The organism is Amphibacillus sediminis NBRC 103570 (assembly GCF_001552275.1).
Taxonomy (GTDB): Bacteria; Bacillota; Bacilli; order Bacillales; family Amphibacillaceae; genus Amphibacillus_B; species Amphibacillus_B sediminis.
Genome location: NZ_BCQW01000001.1, coordinates 311466 through 331390, shown reverse-complemented (window position 1 = coordinate 331390; position 19925 = coordinate 311466). Strand labels below are relative to the sequence as shown.

Sequence of the window (19925 nt, the reverse complement as noted above, 5' to 3'; positions counted from 1 at the left end):
GTTCAAACTTAACCGTTATGATGGACATGTGGTCAAGTTAAGAGCACACATGAATAAAGATGAAAACTATAGGAGGATTTATCTTATGAAGAAATTAAAGTTAGTGGGGTTAGCTTTACTCGTCATGTTATCGATCGGTTTCTTAGCAGCATGTGGAGGAACAGATGATGATACAAGTAATGACGCAAATGAGAACACAAATGATCAAGAAGAAAATGTCGATACAGATGAAAATGATGCAAATGATGATCAAGAACTATCTGGTAGTGTTGTCATTGATGGTTCTGGAACTGTTTATCCTTTAATGGCTCGTATTGCAGAAGAGTATATGACAACGGAACAACAAGGTGTTTCTGTTGAAGTTGCACGCTCTGGTACAAGTGCTGGATTCCAAAAATTCTTAGTGCCAGATGGGACAGACTTTAACGATGCCTCTCGAGAAATTAAAGATGAAGAACTACAAGCAGCTGAAGAAGCTGGATTTGAAGTAAAGGAATTAAAAGTAGCATTAGATGGTTTAACTATTGTTATTCACCCAGATAATGATTGGGCAACTGAATTAACAAAAGACGATGTGATTAACATTTTCAAATCAGGTGGTAGCATTACAAACTGGTCTGATATTAATTCAGACTGGCCAAATGAAGAAATAAAGACTTTTGGTCCGAATGAAAATCATGGGACATATGAATTTTTCCATGAGAATATACTAGATAAAGAAGATTTAAAAGATAATGTTGATTTACAACAAGAGTACTCTACTTTAGTTACATTAGTTTCAGAAGATGTTAACTCAATTGGTTTCTTCGGCTTTGGTTACTATGTAAATAACCAAGACAGCGTTAAGGCTGTTAGCATTGACTTTGGTGATGGCCCGGTTGAGCCAACACTTGATACAATCGCTGAAGATGGTGACTATGCTGAGTTCACTAGACCAGTATTTACTTACTTAAACTTAGATCATGCTAAATCTAAGCCACAAGTTTTAGATTATGCTATTTATCTGATGAACAACATTAATACGTTCGCAGGTGAAACTGGATTTGCTCCATTGCCAGATGCAGATGTACAGCAAGAAATCGATTTTCTTGAATCATTAAACTAGATAAGATGGTGTAAAGAGGAGGGCATAGGCTCTCTTCTTTATGTCATGATAAAAGGTGGGTTAGTTGTGTCAAATTATAATCATGCTAAAAGAGATGATACTGTACGTGTAAAGACATTAATTGAACAACAAAAGGATACTAAAACCTTGCTTTATTTTGGGGAGAAATTTATTCCAAAACTATTATTTGTTGTGGCCTTTTTGTCTATTTTAACTACTGTAGGCATTGTATTGGTTTTGGTAACGGAAACGTTTGAATTTTTCCAGCGTGTATCGGTAATTGAATTTTTTACAGGTACAGTGTTAAAACCATTAAGCCAAAATCCTGAGTTTGGGGTACTACCATTAATTAATGGGACGATCGTATCCTCAGTTATTGCTATGCTTGTAGCAGGACCGATTGGTATTATGACGGCAGTATTTCTTAGCGAATACGCATCAGATCGAGTACGACGTCTGCTTAAGCCAATCCTTGAGTTGCTAGCTGGTATTCCAACGATTGTTTATGGTTTTTTCGCTTTCACATTCGTAACCCCTTTATTACGACAATTCATTCCTGAACTAGATGCTACTAATATTCTAAGCCCAGGATTAGTAATGGGTATTATGATTATTCCTATGATTGCATCATTATCTGAGGATGCGATGAGTGCTGTTCCCAATTCCATTCGAGAAGGGGCGTTAGCATTAGGGGCGACCAAGCTAGAAGTAACCTTTAAGGTTATCATTCCTGCCGCTTTTTCAGGGATTGTGGCTTCTTTTGTATTAGGCATTTCTAGAGCGATTGGAGAGACAATGATTGTCACGATTGCAAGTGGAAGCTCAAAGAATTTCACTTTTGATGTCACTAAATCGATGCAGACCATGACTGCCTATATTGTCGAGGTTGCTGGTGGAGATGCTTCAACAGGCTCAACTATTTACTATAGTCTCTATGCGGTTGCGATGACATTATTTGTATTTACTTTATTAATGAATATACTAGCACGCTTTGTTTCTCGTCGCTTTAGGGAGGAATATTAATGAAATATATTGATCAACATCATGTTATTAAGAAAATGAAACGTCGTATCATGCTAAATAACTTTCTTAAAGGCTTGTTTTTTCTTGCGACAACCTTTGGCATTATCATATTAGCGGTGTTATTTGTTCAAATTTTTACTGAAGGATTTGGCTATATTGATACTAACTTTTTAACAGGTATGCTTTCAACTGATCCTGATCGAGCTGGAATTATGGGGGTTATTCTAGGAACGCTATGGTTAATGGTTGTAGTTGTTCCGATCACGATGATACTAGGTGTTGGTACAGCTATATATAATGAGCTTTATGCTAAAAAAGGTAAACTTCAATCTATTATTCAAACAAATATAGCGAATTTATCAGGTGTTCCTTCAATTGTTTATGGGATTTTAGGGATGACCATATTTGTACGGGCGATGAATTTAGGAAGTGTAGTGCTAGCTGGTGGACTAACGATGTCCTTACTCGTGCTACCAATTGTTATTGTTTCAAGTCAAGAGGCATTGCGTGCTGTACCACAGTTCTTAAGTGAGGCTTCCTATGGTTTAGGCGCAACCAAATGGCAAACTGTCAAAAATATTATATTGCCAGCCGCATTACCAGGTATTTTAACAGGGACGATACTAGCCTTATCACGTGCAATTGGGGAGACAGCTCCTTTGGTTGTTTTGGGGATTCCGGCTTTATTAATTCCTTTCCCGGGCGGTTTGATGGATCGTTTTACCGTCTTACCTATGCAAATTTATTACTGGACACTTGATGCCTCGTTAGTAGCGGAATATGCTAATCTAGCTTCGGCAACGATTATTGTCTTGTTATTAATGCTGTTCATCTTAAATTCAGTGGCTATTCTAATTCGCAATAAATTCCAACAACGTTATTAGATCAGGAGGAAAACCATTATGGATTTCGTAGCAAAAGTAACCATTAACCAAACAAATGAATTGAATAAAGCAGAAGTGGTTTATGATACAGAAGATTTAAATTTATGGTATGGTAACAAACATGCCCTGAAAAATATAAATTTACCTATCTATGAAAAAGAAGTGACCGCGATTATTGGACCTTCAGGCTGCGGCAAGTCTACGTATTTAAAGACTTTAAATCGTATGGTTGAGCTTGTGCCGAATGTTCATACATCAGGTGTCATAAAATATCGTGATCGTAATATTCTAGATAAGAGCTTTAAAGTTGAAGAACTTCGAACAAAAGTAGGGATGGTATTTCAAAAGCCGAATCCTTTTCCGAAATCAATTTACGATAATATTACTTATGGTCCAAAGATTCATGGGATTAGAAACAAAAAAATATTAGATGAGATTGTCGAGAAAAGCTTACGTGGTGCTGCCATTTGGGATGAGGTCAAGGATCGCTTAAAGGAAAATGCTTATGGATTGTCCGGTGGTCAACAACAACGTCTTTGCATAGCTAGAGCTTTGGCGATAGAACCTGATGTTATCCTAATGGATGAGCCTACCTCTGCACTAGACCCGAAATCAACTTTGAAAGTTGAAGAATTGATTCAAGATTTGAAAAATGACTACTCGATTGTGATTGTCACTCATAATATGCAGCAAGCTGCAAGAATATCAGATCGTACTGCTTTCATGCTAAATGGTGAATTAATTGAGTTTAAGCATACCAATACACTTTTCTCAACACCAGAAGACAAGCGTACAGAAGATTATATTACTGGCCGATTTGGCTAATTTATAGGAGGTAACTTAAATGCCGGCACGTGAATTGTTTGATTTAGAGCTTGAAGAGGTAAGAGATAAAGTCATTGAGTTAGCAAAGGCAGCTCGGGAACAATTAGAGCATTCTGTGGATGCTTTGTACAAAGCAGATGTAGAACTTGCCCAAAAAGTTATTGAAGCAGATACACAGCTTGATGAGCTAGACCTAATGATTAATGAATCTGCTATTTTACTGATTGCCAAGCAACAGCCTGTGGCAACAGATTTACGTAAGCTTATTGTTGCGATTAGGACCTCAACAGATTTAGAGAGAATGGCCGATAATGCCAAAAACATCGCCAGATCAGCACTCCATCTAGGATCAGACCATCAACTGACGATTCACGAAGCATTAGCTGATATGCGTGATGTAGCCTTTAAAATGATTGATTTGGCGATAGAAGCTTACAAAGAAGAGGATATCCAGTTGGCTAAAAAGCTTTCTGAATTAGATGACCTAATTGACCGTATGTTTGCGCAAGTATTAGAAGAATTGCTGCATATGTCTGCTACCAATCCGCAAAAAATTCAGTTGATTATGCAGATGGCCTTTAGTGCCCGCTATATCGAGCGATTCGGCGATCACTTAACAAATATTGCTGAGAGTATTATGTACCTTGTTAAAGGGGAAAACTATGACTTAAATGAGTAATAAAATAAAGGGCATCAAGAAGATCAACACTTCCTGATGCCCTTTGTTTATAGAAGTGTAACTGGCTGGGCTGCGATACTCGTCCCATCGAAGGGCTTTTGTAAGGCTCCCCCTTCAAGAAAGAAGGGAATGTCTAATCAGGAGATCCAACAGCCAGTAACGGCCCGATTGGTTCAACTAACGTTCAGTGGGGGAGCAAGGAAGCTGATTAAGTTCGCAACGCCGTGTCGCAACGTCTGCACGAACACATCCTATGCGTCGAAACCCCCATTGAACGAAGGTTCACTTATATGTGAACCCGGCGATTCAGATGAAAATCATTTTTGTTTACTTGTCAAGAAATATTGCTGTAAGCCCTCAATTATACCCTGTGTTATTTTACGTTGATAAGCATGTGACTGAATCTGTTTTTCTTCTTCTTGGTTTGAAATGAAACCAAGCTCCAATAAGATTCCAGGTCGACTTAACCCTCGTAATACTAAATAGTTTCCGTATTCAACACCACGATCATTGGCTCCAGTATATTCAATCAACTGATTGTGAACATATTCTGCCAGTAATTGCTCACTTTCATTTCGATAATAACTATTAATGCCAGTTGCAGTCGGATATTGTGGTTCACTATTATAATGTAAACTAATAAACACGTCAGCGTGAACATAATTAGCCAATGTTGCCCTGGGCATTAGAGCGTAATAATAATCATCCTCTCGAGTCATCACAACATCTGCACCTAACTGTGAGAGCTGATCTCGAAGTACTTCAGCTGTGTAAAGTGCATAATGGCTTTCATAATGATCGGTAATACTAATTGCCCCAACATCAACGCCACCATGTCCGGGATCAATCACAATCGTTTTACCTTTAAAAATAGATTGGTCGACAGTCTGTTCGAAAGGGTTTGCTTCCACGATCCAAAGTGGAATAAAGCCGGTAAGATCATTCCAAGTCACTTCAATCCAATCCTCATAGGTATCTCCTAGCTCTATCTTCTCATTGAATGGTAGTTCACCAATGAGATCACTATCTGTTGTTGGCTGAGCCCGGACATTTACATGTTCAAATGGGATATGAAAATAATCCTGCTGATCTGATTGGTCGGTCATTTCCGGTGAGGCTGGTTGATCTTTAAGAGTTGTTACAAATTGACTATTTATCCAACCTGTTTGGCCGGCGAACTCAATGGCTATCCAATCACCATCATGTTCAACAACTGGGTGTGTTTCACCTTGATTAACATGGCCTATAGGTTCAAACTCTGTTCCTGGTCCAGAACGAACGAGTAATTGATCACCACTAATTTGGATGCTCTCAGCATAAGTAGGTCCAACAGACAGGCTAATTAAAACTAACAAGATAATTAGATTTATGGGATATTTTAACTTTTTCAATAACATCGTATACTCCTTAACTAAGTTGGCTATCTTTATCATAATCGGATAACTGTTCCAAGTCAAAATTTATCATATTGATTAAGAAAAATGCAAAACAGACTTGACATTGACATGGTCAAACAGTATATTATAGACAATTCTAATAATTATCGACTAATACCAATGAGGGAAAGAGTAGTTAAAAAGGGCGGTTAAAGAGAGGGGATCTACGAGCTGAGAGGATCTCTAACAAGCGTTTTAATGAAAGACATTCCGTAGGTACTATGCTGAAAATAGCTAGTAAGCATAGTCGTTTGCAGGCGTTAACTGCTTTAAGTGGGATTGAATCATTCTTCAATTCAACTAGGGTGGCAACACGGGTATTCGCTCGTCCCTTTATAGGGAGGCGATTTTTTTATGCTTAAAAATATTTTATGATAAAGAAATTTAACCATCACTTCATTCATTTGGATGATTAGGGAGGCAAAATAATGATTAATTTACCAAGAGGAACACAAGATATTTTACCGGGGGAGAGTGAGAAATGGCAATTTATTGAGCAAAAATTTATTGAATTATGCCATACCTATAATTATAAAGAAGTAAGGACGCCGATTTTTGAACATACCGAGTTATTTCAACGGGGGGTAGGTGATACAACGGATATCGTCCAACGAGAAATGTATACTTTTGAAGATCGAGGTGGAAGAAGTATAACCCTTCGACCTGAGGGAACAGCATCTGTAACACGTGCATTTGTTCAACATAAATTACACGGTTCTGCCAATCAGCCCCAGAAATTATTTTACATTGGTCCGATGTTCCGTTATGAAAGACCACAACAGGGACGCATGCGACAATTTGTCCAATTTGGTGTTGAAGCATTAGGAAGCTCAGATCCAGCTATTGATGCTGAAGTAATCAGTCTAGCTATGTCATTTTATCGAAGTCTTGGCTTAAAATCATTACGGTTGGTTCTGAATTCATTAGGAGATCAGGAGAGCAGACAAAAGCACCGAACGGCTCTGATTAACCACTTTAAACCCTATCAAGCAGAACTTTGTTCGGATTGTCAATTGAGACTAGAGCAAAATCCATTACGTGTATTAGATTGTAAGAAAGACCGTGATCACATTGCGATGCAAAATGCACCCAAAATTCTAGATTACTTAAACGAGGAATCAGCACAATATTTTGAGCAAGTTAAGCAATATTTAGCTGTGATGGGGGTTGACTATGTCGTCGATCCTAATCTAGTCCGTGGGCTAGACTATTACAACCACACTGCCTTTGAAATTATGAGTGATGCTGAGGGATTTGGTGCGATTACCACATTAACTGGTGGTGGACGTTATAACGGCTTAGTTGAAGATTTAGGTGGTCCGAGTACACCAGGGATTGGCTTTGCTTTTAGTGCAGAGCGTTTGCTAATGGCATTGGCAGCCGAAGGAATTGATTTGCCAATTGATCAAGCCCTAGATTGTTATCTGATAGCGATTGGTAAAGATGCTGAACGCAAGTCTGTTGAATTGACACATCAACTCCGAAGTGAGGGTGTTCAAGCTGATAAAGATTATTTATCTAGAAAGATGAAAGGACAGCTGAAAGCCGCTGATCGTCAGAAAGCAAAGTTTGTGATTATTCTTGGAGACCAGGAGCTGGAGCAGGAAGCTGCTATCATCAAGAATATGGGTACCGGGGCTCAAGAGGTAGTCAAATTTGATCAATTAATTAGATATATAAAACAAAGTTTATAGGGGGTATGTGTGATGAGTGAAATACGACATCTGGCAGGAGAATTACGAATCAATCATGTAGGTGAAGAAGTTGTACTGAAAGGCTGGGTACAAAAACGTCGTGATTTAGGTGGGCTGATTTTTATTGATCTACGTGATCGGTCTGGATTAGTTCAGGTTGTATTTAACCCTGATGTTTCTAAAGAAGCCTTAGCTATAGCTGAGTCAGTAAGAAGTGAATATGTATTGCGGATAACTGGGCATGTTGTTGCACGAACTGAGAATACGGTTAATAAGAAAATGGCAACTGGAGCGATTGAGGTGATGGCTCAGTATGTTGATATTTTAAATGAAGCAAAGAATCCACCTTTTACCGTGCTAGATCATGCAGAAATCTCTGAAGATATTCGATTAAAATATCGTTATCTTGATTTAAGAAGAGAAACTATGCAACAAACCTTCAAGTTAAGACATCAAGCTTCACAAGTCATTCGAAACTTTTTAAGTGAGTCAGGCTATTTAGAAATGGAAACACCAATGCTAACAAAAAGTACCCCTGAAGGTGCACGTGATTATTTAGTACCTAGTCGGGTACACGAAGGTCATTTTTATGCGTTACCTCAGTCACCACAATTGTTTAAACAATTAATTATGGTGGCAGGTTTTGAGCGTTACTTTCAATTTGCTCGTTGTTTTCGTGATGAGGATTTACGTGCAGATCGTCAACCAGAATTTACGCAAATTGATATTGAAACATCATTTATGAGTAGCGATGAGATTATGGATATGACAGAGCAAATGATGAAGCAACTTATGAAGGAGGTTAAAGGGTTTGAATTAACTCTACCTTTGCCTAGACTAACTTATGCTGAAGCCATGTCTCGCTTCGGTTCTGACAAACCAGATACACGGTATGGATTAGAATTAGTCAATATCTCTACGTTGGTTTCTGATTCTGAGTTTAAAGTGTTTGCATCGACCATCTCTTCAGGAGGACAAGTCAACGGTATAAACGTGACAGGACAAGCCTCACAATTTTCTAGAAAAGACATCGATAAATTGACCGATTTCGTCAAAATTTACGGAGCAAAAGGGTTAGCCTGGCTCAAGGTAGAACAAGGTCAATTAAAGGGGCCGATTGCAAAGTTTTTTGATGATCAGAAACAGTCGGACTTAATAGCAGCATTTGATGCCCAAGAAAATGATTTACTATTATTTGTAGCAGACAAAACCCAAGTTGTTTATGATAGCTTAGGGGCATTAAGACAAAAACTTGCTAAAGAATTAGGATTAATCGATGAAAGTCAGTTTAATTTTGTTTGGGTAACGGATTGGCCATTATTGGAGTTTGATGAGGATGCGAAACGCTACTTCGCTGCCCATCATCCGTTTACTCTACCAATTGCTGAAGATATTGATAAGCTCGATACGAAACCGGATCAAGTGAAGGCTGAAGCCTACGACTTAGTGCTAAATGGCTTTGAGCTTGGTGGTGGATCACTTCGTATTCATAAGCGTGATTTGCAGGAGAAAATGTTTGAAGTGTTAGGGTTTAGTAAAGAAGAAGCTTATGAGCAATTCGATTTTCTGCTCAATGCTTTAACATATGGTGCGCCACCTCATGGAGGGATTGCTTTAGGTTTTGACCGATTGGTCATGTTATTAGCCGGCAAGACAAATCTACGTGATACTATTCTATTCCCTAAAACAGCATCCGCCTCCGATCCATTGACTTATGCACCAGGTTCTGTTAGTCCGGCACAATTAGATGAGCTTCATTTAAAGCTTGCATTAAAAAAGTCCGATTCATAGGCAGCAGTTAGCCATCGGATTGGAACTTGATTATCAAGAAAAATTATGCTAAGATATGTGCAGGAGTTAAGTATAGCTGAGTGAACAATCCTGATGTGTACGTTGAAATTATTAATGTTTTGACCGAACATTATAAAGTCGGGAGCTCGATGTTTCTGTGTGGATTACATGCCTTAAAGTGAGGACTTAAGAAGCGGAGAACAGAGCACCCACCTGCCAAGAGCGGGTTCAAAACTTTCTATTTAGACGGCACGATCGGGATTAAATAGAATACAACAATTATTAAAAACTCATTTCTAATGAAATGAGTTTTTTTGGTTCTACGTCAAAATATTGAAAAGCTTGTTCATGACATTGTAATACATCTCAAGTGGTAAACGGCTGTGTTTGCCATATGGTACCGTGAATGAGAAAGGACAAATGCGATGACGTAAACTTCTATCCCATTACCTTCTGTTGTTTTCACTGTCATTTCTCTGAAATTTACTTGCATTTGTTTTCCTGCTGGTAACTCTTCCAGCTTCGTATGTACAGTACGTCATCATCTTTGGAATATGAAGTGTTTCTCGAAGTTCCCTAACATATGTTCGAACAGTACTTTCTCCAATCTCTTTAAATGAACATCGTTTTCTAACCAATCTGCAATTTGAGAAGCAGATAAATCTGGATGCTCTCTAAGCCAACCAACTATGTTATCACGACACGGGTTCAATTTTCTCTTTCTTGTTTTCAGGATATTTACCCAGTTGCACGCTTCTTCAAAATCTAATTCTAGATAAGCATATACGGTGTTCCGTGATAGGTCGCATTTTTTTTGCGATCGCAGACACTTTAAACCCTTGTCTTTTTAATTGATGAACTGCCATAATCTTTTCTATTTTTACACCTTTTTTAAGAAGGATTATTTATTAACATTAGAGAATTGAATAACAAGATCATTAAGCGTAGAGGGGATTTTGCAATGAAAAAATTATCCTGTAATTGAAAAAATTATAAAGTAGTAGGGGAAAGAAACTTAAAATTGTATATATTTGAGCCACCATCAAAGCAAAAAGACAGACCAGCTATTCTATTTTTAATGGGGGTAGCTTTAAAAAGAACCCAAAAACCCCAGTACAATTCCAACATCAAGCAGATTATTTTTCTTCTAAGGGTATGGTTGCAATATGTGTTGAATATCGAAATGGCTCGGATGAAGGTTTCCTACCACCTCAGGCAATTTATGATGTTAAATCTGCTATACGATGGGTAAGAGGAAATTCCTCTGATTTAGGAGTAGATCCGAACAAAATAGTTGTATGTGGTTCGTCTGCGGGTGCATATATTGCTGTGTCTTCTATTATGTTTGATGATTTGTATGATGAACACGAATATAATAATCAAGGAACAAATCATGTTCCTAATGTTCTAATTGTTTTTTCAGGAGTCATGGATGGTGTTGATATAATGAGAAGACGCTATCCTGAATTATTGGAAAAAGCTATGGAGATATCACCTATACATAATATTAAAAATTGTTTGCCACAAACTTTATGGTTTTGTGGTACATCGGATATCGATTATGAACACAATAAAGCGTTTATAAAACTGATGAAACAAGAAGGAAATGATATAACAGTAAAAACATTTGAAGGTATAGAACACGGATTTTTTAACTATGGTAGGCATCAGAACGAGTATTTTCATATAACAGAGTATGAAATTGAGAAATATTTACATTCGTTGCAGATTATTTAGTAGTTAATTGAAAAAGGTCACTAATAAAAGCTATGAAAACAAAATTAAATTAAGAAGTGTTTGTGAAATAATACACATAAATTATTGGGTGCTTTAGTTGAAGAAGGCAATAAAATTGGACCACACATATTAGATATATCTAATATGTGTGGTCCTTTTAGCGTCAACTGTTTCACTTTCCTAAGCTAAATATAACCAGCGCTTGCTTTTTTTATTATTATGAGCGTTTTAAATTTTGTTTTAACGAGCCACCTGCTCTAAGTTTCCGTTTTTATCCATAATAAAGGTGGGAAGTTTTTTCTCATCTTCATCATTGAAAACCACCATTTTACGGGCCCGATCCATAATTTTCAAGAATGTTTGATAGTCTTCTTGAACCGTTTCAAGCTGCTTTTCCAATGATTTAACTTGCTTTAATAGTTTTTCGTTCTCGGTGACAAGTTGTTGTTGCTTTTGTTCAAGCTCATTATAGGCATGAATTTGTTTGTGAGATTGTTCTGTTTGCTTTTTTAAATGGGTCAAATATTGAATCACTTGATTTAAATCTAGTGATAGTGGTTCTGAAGCATCCTTAATCTCGCTTATCTCCTTTTGATAGACTGGTGGCTTGGTTTGCTTCACTTTATGCTGTAGGAGCTGTTCCCGTTTATTCTGTTTGCGCTGTCGTTTAGCAATGGCTACAGCCTGTTCATAATTTTGTCTTACTTCTGCATTCCAGCGAAAGCCACATGCAGCCGATGTACGATTTAATTGATCACCGACTTCTTCAAAAGCGTTAAGCTGTGTACTACCCTCGCGTATATGTCTTAACACTGTTTCTGCTAATAATAGGTCATCCTCATGCGACCATGCATCTTGTCTAACCTTTGCCATCAATTTCACTCCTTATCAATTGATCTATATTTATATAATCAATAGGTTCTTTAATTGAAGTATGGACAAAAGCTAGATTAATTATTCATATTTATTAATTTGTTCATACATTTGCTTCAATGCTCTTTCAAATTTACCAGTTTCTAAGGGTTGATAATATTTTTTTTCTTTTAGTGTATCCGGTAAATACTGTTGTTTGACCCATCCACCAGGGAAATTATGTGGGTATTGATAGCCGACCCCTCTGCCTAATTTGCTTGCACCTTGATAATGACTATCTTTTAAATGATCAGGGATCTCACCTATTTGTTGATGTCTAACATCAGCAAGAGCCTGGTCAAGTGCTTTGTAGGCAGAATTAGATTTTGGTGATAAACAAAGTTCGACTATGGCCACCGCTAGTGGAATCCTTGCTTCTGGAAAGCCAACGCGCTCCGCAGCTTCAATTGCTGCTAATGTTCTCGGTCCAGCTTGAGGGTTGGCAAGTCCAATATCTTCGTAAGCAATAACGAGCATTCTACGGGCAATACTATCGAGATCACCTGCTTCAATTAATCGAGCAAGATAATGAAGCGCAGCATTGACATCACTCCCACGAATGGATTTCTGAAAGGCTGATAGCACATCATAGTGAGCATCACCATTTTTGTCATGAGAAAAACTTTTTTTCTGCATACAGGCCTCAGCTACTGATAAATCAATCGAAACTTTATCATTACTTTTCTTCGTTGAGTATGCTGCGAGTTCTAGGCCATTTAATGCTGCCCGAAGATCACCATTTGCCGCATGGGCGAAATGCGTGAGAGCATCATCGCTAACCGTAAGCTGCATGTTTCCTAATCCATTTTCTTGATCGTTGATCGCACGTTCAAGTGCTTGTTTGACTTCATTAATGGTTAGGCGTTTTAATTCAAATAAGTGAACACGACTTCTTATCGCAGGATTGATGGCATGATACGGATTGCTTGTTGTACAGCCAATTAAGGTAATCAGATTGCTTTCCACATGTGGTAATAAAAAGTCTTGTTTGCCTTTATCAAGCCGATGAACTTCATCTAGAACTAGCACTAATGTTCCTGACATTTTAGCTTCTTCAACTGCAATTTCCATATCCTTTTTTTTATCGATAACAGCATTTAATACTTTATAACGTAACTCAAGTGATTCTGCTAGAGCGGTTGCCATAGAGGTTTTACCAGTTCCTGGAGGGCCAAATAAGATCATTGAGGCAAGTCTATTTGCCTCAATCATGCGGCGAATCATCTTTCCTTCTCCGACTAAATGGGCTTGACCAATAATGTCATTGATATGTTTAGGGCGTAATCGGTATGCGAGTGGCTGTTGTACCATAGGCTTTCACGGCTCCTTTAAATAGGCTGATTCGTTTCAAAAGATAACGAGCGTGTCTTAATCGTTTCTTTGACTTGACTTAAATAATTATTTTCGATTAGAATATAATACATTTGTATATATCAGATAGATATAGTCGCCTTTTATCGTACTTATTCTCCAATTGAAATGCAAGTGTTATCTTATTCATGCTATAATAGCGAAAGAGAAATAGTAGCGACTAGAAGAATTGGTCAAGAATTAAGGGAGTGGCATTAACATGAAGATTTCGACAAAAGGGCGTTATGGTTTAACGATCATGATTGCTTTAGCTAAAAAAACAGGGGATGGGCCGATTTCATTAAAGAGTATTGCTCAAGAAAATGATTTATCTGAACACTATTTAGAACAGCTTGTTCCACCATTAAGAAATGCTGGACTTGTTCGAAGTGTACGTGGAGCTTATGGAGGATACATGCTGGCAAAATCAGCTAAAGAGATTACTGCTGGTGATGTCATTCGGATTCTAGAAGGTCCGATTACACCAGTTGAAGGAATAGAAGATGAAGAGCCAGTTAAACAAGCGCTCTGGATTAGGATTCGTGATGCAGTGAAAAATGTGTTAGATACAACGACCTTAGATGATCTATCTAAATACAATGAAACGGGAGAGAATGAACCGTATATGTTTTATATCTAAAGTTTGGAATTCGGGAAGGATGAGAAGTAATGGATGCAATCTATTTGGATCATGCAGCGACAACACCCATGCATCCGGAAGTTATTAAAGTTATGACAAGCCTAATGGAGGATACATTTGGTAATCCATCAAGTATTCATCACTATGGTCGCAAGGCCCGAGCGCAGCTTGATAAAGCGAGACGCTATATAGCTCATTCAATAAGTGCTCATGAAAAGGATATTTATTTTACTAGTGGTGGAACGGAAGCAGATAACCTTGCTTTAATTGGTGTCGCTTTAGCTAATCAAACAAAAGGTAATCATATTATTACAACAAAAATAGAACATCATGGTATCCTCCGTACAGCGGAGTACCTTGAATCAATCGGTTTTGAGGTCAGCTACTTACCTGTAAATTCAGTTGGATTGGTTGATCCTGAAGCTGTCAAGCAAGCCTTGAGACCAGATACGATTCTTGTTTCTATTATGTTTATTAATAACGAGGTCGGTTCGATTCAGCCTATTAAACAAATCGGTCAATTATTAGCAGATCACCAAGCTTATTTTCATACGGATGCTGTTCAGGCATATGGTTTATTGCCAATTGATGTGACTGAACTAGGGGTTAATCTTTTATCTGCTTCTGCTCATAAAATTAATGGCCCTAAAGGTGTTGGGTTTCTTTATGCTCAAAAGGGTATAAAGCTGCAAGCGATGCAATTTGGTGGGTCTCAAGAACGCCTAAAGCGAGCAGGAACAGAAGGCTTACCTGGTATTATGGGCATGAAGAAAGCAATTGAATTAATTGAGCAATCAAGCTATCAATGCTATGCTCATTACCAAGAGCTTAGAGAGTTATTTTATCAGCAATTGGTTCAAGCAGGGATTGACTTCAAAGTTAATGGTGTATTAAAAAATAGTTCACCGACAATCCTTAACCTTAGCTTCCCCAATACACATGTCGAATCAGTATTAATGAACTTGGACCTTGAAGGGATCGCAGCTTCGAGTGGTAGTGCTTGTACAGCTGGATCTCTTGAATCCTCGCATGTACTCACGGCGATGTATGGCAAAGACGATGCCAGAACTAGGAATTCAATTCGTTTTAGCTTTGGACTAGCCAATAATCGGGAACAGGTAATTGAAGCTGCTGATCGTGTTGTTAAGATCATTAAACGATTGGTCAATCAAAGTGAAAAACATAAAGATGGTGATTTATAATGAAGCAAAATAAAGATATACGCGTCGTGGTTGGAATGAGCGGAGGTGTAGATTCTTCTGTAGCCGCTCTTTTACTCAAAGAACAAGGTTATGATGTGATCGGGATATTTATGAAAAACTGGGATGATACAGATGATGAGGGCTTTTGTACCGCAACTGAGGATTATGATGATGTTGTAAGGGTTTGTAATCAGCTTGAAATTCCTTATTTTGCTGTAAATTTTGAGAAAGAGTATTGGGATAAAGTTTTTACTTACTTTTTAGATGAGTACAGAGCAGGACGAACGCCAAATCCTGATGTTATCTGTAATAAAGAAATTAAATTTAAAGCTTTTTTGAATCATGCATTGTCTTTAGGAGCAGATTATGTCGCTACAGGGCATTATGCACAAACTCGATTAAATGGTGATCGAGTTGAGTTACTTAGAGGTGCAGATGATAATAAAGATCAGACCTACTTCCTTAATCAATTGTCAGCGGATGTCTTGAAAAAGGTGATGTTCCCACTAGGGCATTTACCGAAAAAGGAAGTCCGTCGTATTGCGAAGGAAAATGGTCTAGCTACAGCGAACAAAAAGGATAGTACAGGCATTTGCTTCATTGGTGAGCGTGATTTTAAAACATTTTTAAGCGAATATTTACCGGCCCAACCTGGCCGAATTCAAACAATGAGTGGTGAAGATAAAGGGCAACATGATGGACTAATGTATTACACCATTGGTCAACGACAGGGACTAGGTATCGGTGGTCCAGGTGGTCCTTGGTTTGTAGTAGGAAAAAACCTTGAAGAAAATATTCTTTATGTTGAGGCGGGGCATGACAATATCTATATGCAATCCGATCAACTTATTGCATTGGACGTTAATTGGATCAACAAGCCGATCGCACAAAGGTTCGACTGCACGGCTAAGTTTCGCTACCGTCAAAAAGATAGTAAAGTAACTGTAACCATTCAAGAGGATCAAACCGTTAAAGTAGATTTTGCATCACCTGAACAAGCGGTTACCCCAGGACAAGCTGTTGTCTTTTACCAGGACGAAATTTGTCTAGGGGGCGGTACAATTGATCAGATCTTTAATAGAGGTCGCAAATTAGATTATGTCGGATAAAGTGAAACTTCGTTAAGTGGGGGTTTTGACGCATAGGATGTGCTCGTTCAGACGTTACGACACGACGTCGCGAACTTAGTCGGCCTTCTCTCTCCCCGACTGAATGTTAGTTGAACCAATCGGGCCGTTACTGGCTGTTGGATCTCTCATTTAGAAATGACGTGTTCCCTTATTTCTTGAAGGAGGAGGCTTACAAAAGCCCTTCGTTGGGGCGAGTAATCGTAGCCCAGCCAGTTACACTGCGATAGAGAATGAAACTAGTCTTTAAATTGAAATGCGAGAAAAGGAGTGGAGGCATGGATCCTCTAAAAGCGGGCTTAAAACAAATGGAGCAAGGAGATTTCCATCAAGCAGCGTTAAGCTTTCAAGCTGCAATTGAGGAAAAACCTCAGGATCCAATAGGTTATATAAACTTTGGTCAAGTTCTTTTACATTTAGGAGATATAGAACGAGCCAAACTTTTTTTTGAACGAGCGATTGAATTAGATAACAATTTAGCTACAGCTCATTACGGACTAGGTCATCTTTATTACCAGCTTGAAAACTATCAAGAGGCAGCAAAATATTATCAACATGCGATTGATCTTGGTTTGACCGAGACCGATGTCTATTTTATGCTTGGATTAAGCTTGCAATATCAGCAACAATACCAGCAAGCCTTACCTCATTTACAGTATGCTTATCAGCAAAATAACCAGGATAGTGAAATAGCCTTTCAATACGGCTTGGTTCTTGCTCAAACTGACCAGCTTGAGGCAGCTATTCAACAATTTGAACATGTAATAAAATTAGATGCTTCACATAGTGATGCCTATTATAATTTAGCTTTGGCCCACTTATTTAAAGGTCAAACAGGCCTAGCGATTGACTTGTTAAAGCAAACTTTAAAGCTTCAGCCTAACCACTCGATGGCCCAACAAGCATTAAGTGAGATCGAACGACTAATAGCAGAGCAAGTTCGAGATTAAAGGGGATAAAGAGTAATGGAAAATCAGCTTATTATCGAAGATGAAAAGTATATTAAAGGTGAATTAATTTATATGATTTATTCGAATCAGGCTGAACATTTTTCCATTGCAAAAATAAAAGTGCTTGAAACGAATGAATCCTTTGCCGAACCTGAGCTTGTTGTTAAAGGCTATTTTAGTGAATTACTGCCTGGAGAAGCCTATCTATTTAATGGTGAGTTTGTTGAACACAAAAAATTTGGTCTGCAATATGAAGTGAGTCATTTTAAACGCTATTTACCCAATACAAGAGAAGGGTTAATTGCTTATTTATCAAGTGATTTGTTTCATGGTATTGGGAAGCGAACGGCAACTAGAATTGTAGATCAGTTAGGTGAAGGTGCCGTATCAAAGATTTTAGATCAGCCAGATTTGTTAGACCATATTCAAGGTATAACAAAAGAACGTAAAGAGGCTTTAATCAACAGTTTGAAGGAGCACCAAGGCTTTGATCATGTGGTGGTACATTTATCTAAATACGGTATCGGCTTGAAAATGGCACAAAAGATCTATCAGACTTATCAAGATCAAGCGTTAGACATTTTAATGAACAACCCGTATCAATATGTCTTTGATATAGAAGGGTTTGGTTTTCACCGCGCCGATAGTATTGCTAGTCAAAATGAAATTGCACATGACCACCCTGCTCGTCTTCGGGCCGCTTTCTTGTATATTCTTTATGATGCCATGCAAGAAGGCCACGTCTTCCTTCCTGATACGATTTTACTTGAGCGTTCTCGCAGTTTATTAGAATCAAACCAACAACCCATTAATCCAGAACTGCTTAAGGGTCAACTAATCGAAATGGAAGAAGAGCAGTACCTCATTGTGGACGAAGATCGCATTTATTTGCCAGTTTTATTTTATGCTGAGGTTGGATTTTGCTCTAATTTAAAACGCTTATTAATGGAAGAACATGAGCAAGAGGTTGTTGAAGCAGAACTATTAAAAATTGTTGGAAAGATTGAAGAAGAAGAAGTACTAAGCTATGGTAAGGAACAGTATCAAGCAATTGAACAAGCTTTGTCGGAAAAAGTGATGATTCTAACAGGTGGACCTGGCACTGGAAAAACAACAGTCATTAAGGGAATCTTAAGGGCATATAGTGCGAGCCATGAACTTTCACTTAACATAGCGGATTATAATAGTAAGGCTGAGTTTCCCTTTGTTTTGACTGCACCAACAGGTCGAGCTGCTAAACGTTTATCTGAATCAACTGGTCTTCCAGCTGTTACCATTCATCGCTTGTTAGGCTGGGATGGTCATGAAAGCTTTGAAAAAAATAAAGAAAATCCTTTAAATGGTAGATTTTTAGTTGTTGATGAATTTTCAATGGTTGATATCTTTTTGGCTAATCAGTTATTTAAAGCGATACCGAATGGAATGCAAGTTTTATTAGTTGGTGACGAGGATCAGCTTCCTTCTGTTGGACCCGGTCAGGTGTTAGCTGATTTACTGGCTAGTCAGCAGGTAAAGTGTGTTCAACTTAATGAAGTATATCGTCAAAAAGAGGGCTCAAAAATTATACAGCTTGCTCACCATATCAAACATAACCGTTTAACACAGCAAGACTTGGAAAAGGCTAGTGATTTTAATTTTATTCGTAGTCATCGATCTTCGTTAGTTGGAGTCGTTAAGCAAATTGCTCAAAAAGCTATCGACAAGGGATTTGAATTGAAAGATATTCAGATTTTAGCACCAATGTATAAGACTGAGGTGGGTATTCATCAAATTAATCAAGCTCTTCAAGCGGTTGTTAATCCAAAGCGAAAGGGAGTTCGAGAGCTCCGCTTTAAAGAGACCGTTTTTCGTACGGGAGATAAGGTTATACAGTTAGTGAACCAACCAGAAGATGGTGTGTTTAATGGTGATATTGGTCAAATTACCGCTATCTTTAAGGAAACTGAGAATGTAGATCAAGAGGAACAGGTCGTGGTGACCTACGATGATAATGACGTCATTTATACCCGGAAAGATCTTTTCAACATAATGCATGCCTATTGTATCTCCATTCATAAATCACAGGGGAGTGAGTTCCCAATTATCATTCTACCAATTGACTCAAGCTTTCGTAGAATGCTAAGAAAAAACTTACTTTATACTGCGGTCACCCGAGCAAAGCAATCTCTAATTATATGTGGGGATATACAAGCCTTTTTGGAAGGTGTCAAGACTGAAGATACGAATATGCGTTACACGTCCTTAATTAATCGTTTAACTAAAATAATCTCAGATGAGCATTATGCTGAGACGATAGAACTTGCCGTGAATAATCAAGAAGAACTATCTCCTTTTGATTTTCTCTAAGATCGTTTCTAAGATGATAATAATCCAGGATTTATAAATGGATGCTAATGCCCGTGATGAAGGCTTTAGCTAACTTGGTAAAGTAGATTTTAGTTTGGCTTTTACCCGGCAGCTTTCCTTCGTGCTGATAAGTTAAAGCGAATGATTTTGACGAGTGATCAGAAAGCATTACTATTTTATTCCCTGTCCATTACTTTTTTGATTCTGTTTACAAAGGCAATGCC

At 38.1% G+C, this 19925-nt stretch carries 16 protein-coding genes, 1 other RNA gene and 1 other annotated feature; of the genes, 14 read left to right on the top strand and 3 right to left on the bottom strand.

From position 1 onward, the window contains the following. The first annotated feature begins 85 nt into the window (after positions 1-85). From ASE01S_RS01635 to phoU, 5 genes are all read left to right on the top strand, one after another. Positions 86-1105, top strand: coding sequence for a PstS family phosphate ABC transporter substrate-binding protein (locus ASE01S_RS01635; RefSeq protein WP_067837257.1), 1020 nt, complete (start codon positions 86-88; stop codon positions 1103-1105). Positions 1106-1171: 66 nt separating this feature from the next. Further along, positions 1172-2128: a phosphate ABC transporter permease subunit PstC gene (pstC, locus tag ASE01S_RS01630; protein WP_245630303.1), complete on the top strand. Its 957-nt coding sequence runs from the start codon at positions 1172-1174 to the stop codon at positions 2126-2128. Further along, positions 2128-3012, top strand: coding sequence for a phosphate ABC transporter permease PstA (pstA, locus tag ASE01S_RS01625; protein ID WP_067837249.1), 885 nt, complete (start codon positions 2128-2130; stop codon positions 3010-3012). The genes pstC and pstA overlap by 1 nt, the downstream gene beginning before the upstream one ends. An 18-nt stretch (positions 3013-3030) precedes the next feature. Continuing rightward, the gene (gene pstB / locus ASE01S_RS01620) at positions 3031-3837 is read left to right on the top strand and encodes a phosphate ABC transporter ATP-binding protein PstB (RefSeq protein ID WP_067837245.1); all 807 of its coding nucleotides are present in this window, start codon (positions 3031-3033) and stop codon (positions 3835-3837) included. 19 nt (positions 3838-3856) lie between these two features. Next, positions 3857-4516, top strand: coding sequence for a phosphate signaling complex protein PhoU (gene phoU / locus ASE01S_RS01615; RefSeq protein ID WP_067837241.1), 660 nt, complete (start codon positions 3857-3859; stop codon positions 4514-4516). 317 nt (positions 4517-4833) lie between these two features. On the opposite strand, the gene ASE01S_RS01610 is transcribed toward phoU, so the two are convergent. Then, positions 4834-5913 (bottom strand): N-acetylmuramoyl-L-alanine amidase family protein, encoded by a 1080-nt coding sequence (locus ASE01S_RS01610; protein ID WP_067837236.1) that lies wholly within the window; start codon positions 5911-5913, stop codon positions 4834-4836. A 150-nt stretch (positions 5914-6063) separates the two neighbouring features. Then, positions 6064-6288: a binding site (T-box leader), on the top strand. A 92-nt stretch (positions 6289-6380) separates the two neighbouring features. Between ASE01S_RS01610 and hisS the strand changes: the two genes are divergently transcribed. From hisS to ASE01S_RS01590, 4 genes are all read left to right on the top strand, one after another. Further along, on the top strand, positions 6381-7646 hold the full coding sequence (hisS, locus tag ASE01S_RS01605; RefSeq protein WP_067837233.1) for a histidine--tRNA ligase: 1266 nt from the start codon (positions 6381-6383) through the stop codon (positions 7644-7646). 12 nt (positions 7647-7658) lie between these two features. Then, positions 7659-9437 (top strand): aspartate--tRNA ligase, encoded by a 1779-nt coding sequence (aspS, locus tag ASE01S_RS01600; protein WP_067837230.1) that lies wholly within the window; start codon positions 7659-7661, stop codon positions 9435-9437. A gap of 84 nt (positions 9438-9521) precedes the next feature. Continuing rightward, positions 9522-9703, top strand: a non-coding RNA gene (gene ssrS, locus ASE01S_RS01595) — 6S RNA. 775 nt (positions 9704-10478) lie between these two features. After that, positions 10479-11174 carry an alpha/beta hydrolase gene (locus ASE01S_RS01590; protein ID WP_308417102.1) on the top strand — a complete coding sequence of 232 codons (696 nt, stop codon included), beginning with the start codon at positions 10479-10481 and terminating at the stop codon, positions 11172-11174. Positions 11175-11414: 240 nt separating this feature from the next. Here the strand turns inward: ASE01S_RS01590 and ASE01S_RS01585 are convergent, their stop codons facing one another. Together ASE01S_RS01585 and ASE01S_RS01580 are read right to left on the bottom strand one after the other, a co-directional pair. After that, the gene (locus ASE01S_RS01585; protein WP_067837227.1) at positions 11415-12047 is read right to left on the bottom strand and encodes an RsfA family transcriptional regulator; all 633 of its coding nucleotides are present in this window, start codon (positions 12045-12047) and stop codon (positions 11415-11417) included. Positions 12048-12128: 81 nt separating this feature from the next. Continuing rightward, positions 12129-13397, bottom strand: coding sequence for a replication-associated recombination protein A (locus tag ASE01S_RS01580; protein WP_067837224.1), 1269 nt, complete (start codon positions 13395-13397; stop codon positions 12129-12131). A gap of 259 nt (positions 13398-13656) precedes the next feature. Here ASE01S_RS01580 and cymR point away from each other — a divergent pair, with 259 nt between their 5' ends. The 5 genes from cymR to recD2 all read left to right on the top strand — a co-directional run bounded on the left by cymR (position 13657) and on the right by recD2 (position 19701). Further along, on the top strand, positions 13657-14076 hold the full coding sequence (gene cymR / locus ASE01S_RS01575) for a cysteine metabolism transcriptional regulator CymR (protein ID WP_067837219.1): 420 nt from the start codon (positions 13657-13659) through the stop codon (positions 14074-14076). Positions 14077-14105: 29 nt separating this feature from the next. After that, positions 14106-15278, top strand: a complete 1173-nt coding sequence (locus ASE01S_RS01570) for a cysteine desulfurase family protein (RefSeq protein ID WP_067837216.1) — start codon at positions 14106-14108, stop codon at positions 15276-15278. Beyond that, entirely contained in the window at positions 15278-16387 is a 1110-nt protein-coding gene (gene mnmA / locus ASE01S_RS01565) for a tRNA 2-thiouridine(34) synthase MnmA (protein WP_067837213.1), read from the top strand. The genes ASE01S_RS01570 and mnmA overlap by 1 nt, the downstream gene beginning before the upstream one ends. 296 nt (positions 16388-16683) lie before the next feature. Further along, positions 16684-17355: a tetratricopeptide repeat protein gene (locus ASE01S_RS01560; protein WP_067837209.1), complete on the top strand. Its 672-nt coding sequence runs from the start codon at positions 16684-16686 to the stop codon at positions 17353-17355. 15 nt (positions 17356-17370) lie between these two features. Further along, complete coding sequence (gene recD2, locus ASE01S_RS01555; RefSeq protein WP_067837206.1) at positions 17371-19701, top strand: SF1B family DNA helicase RecD2; 2331 nt, start codon at positions 17371-17373, stop codon at positions 19699-19701. Positions 19702-19925: the final 224 nt, after the last annotated feature.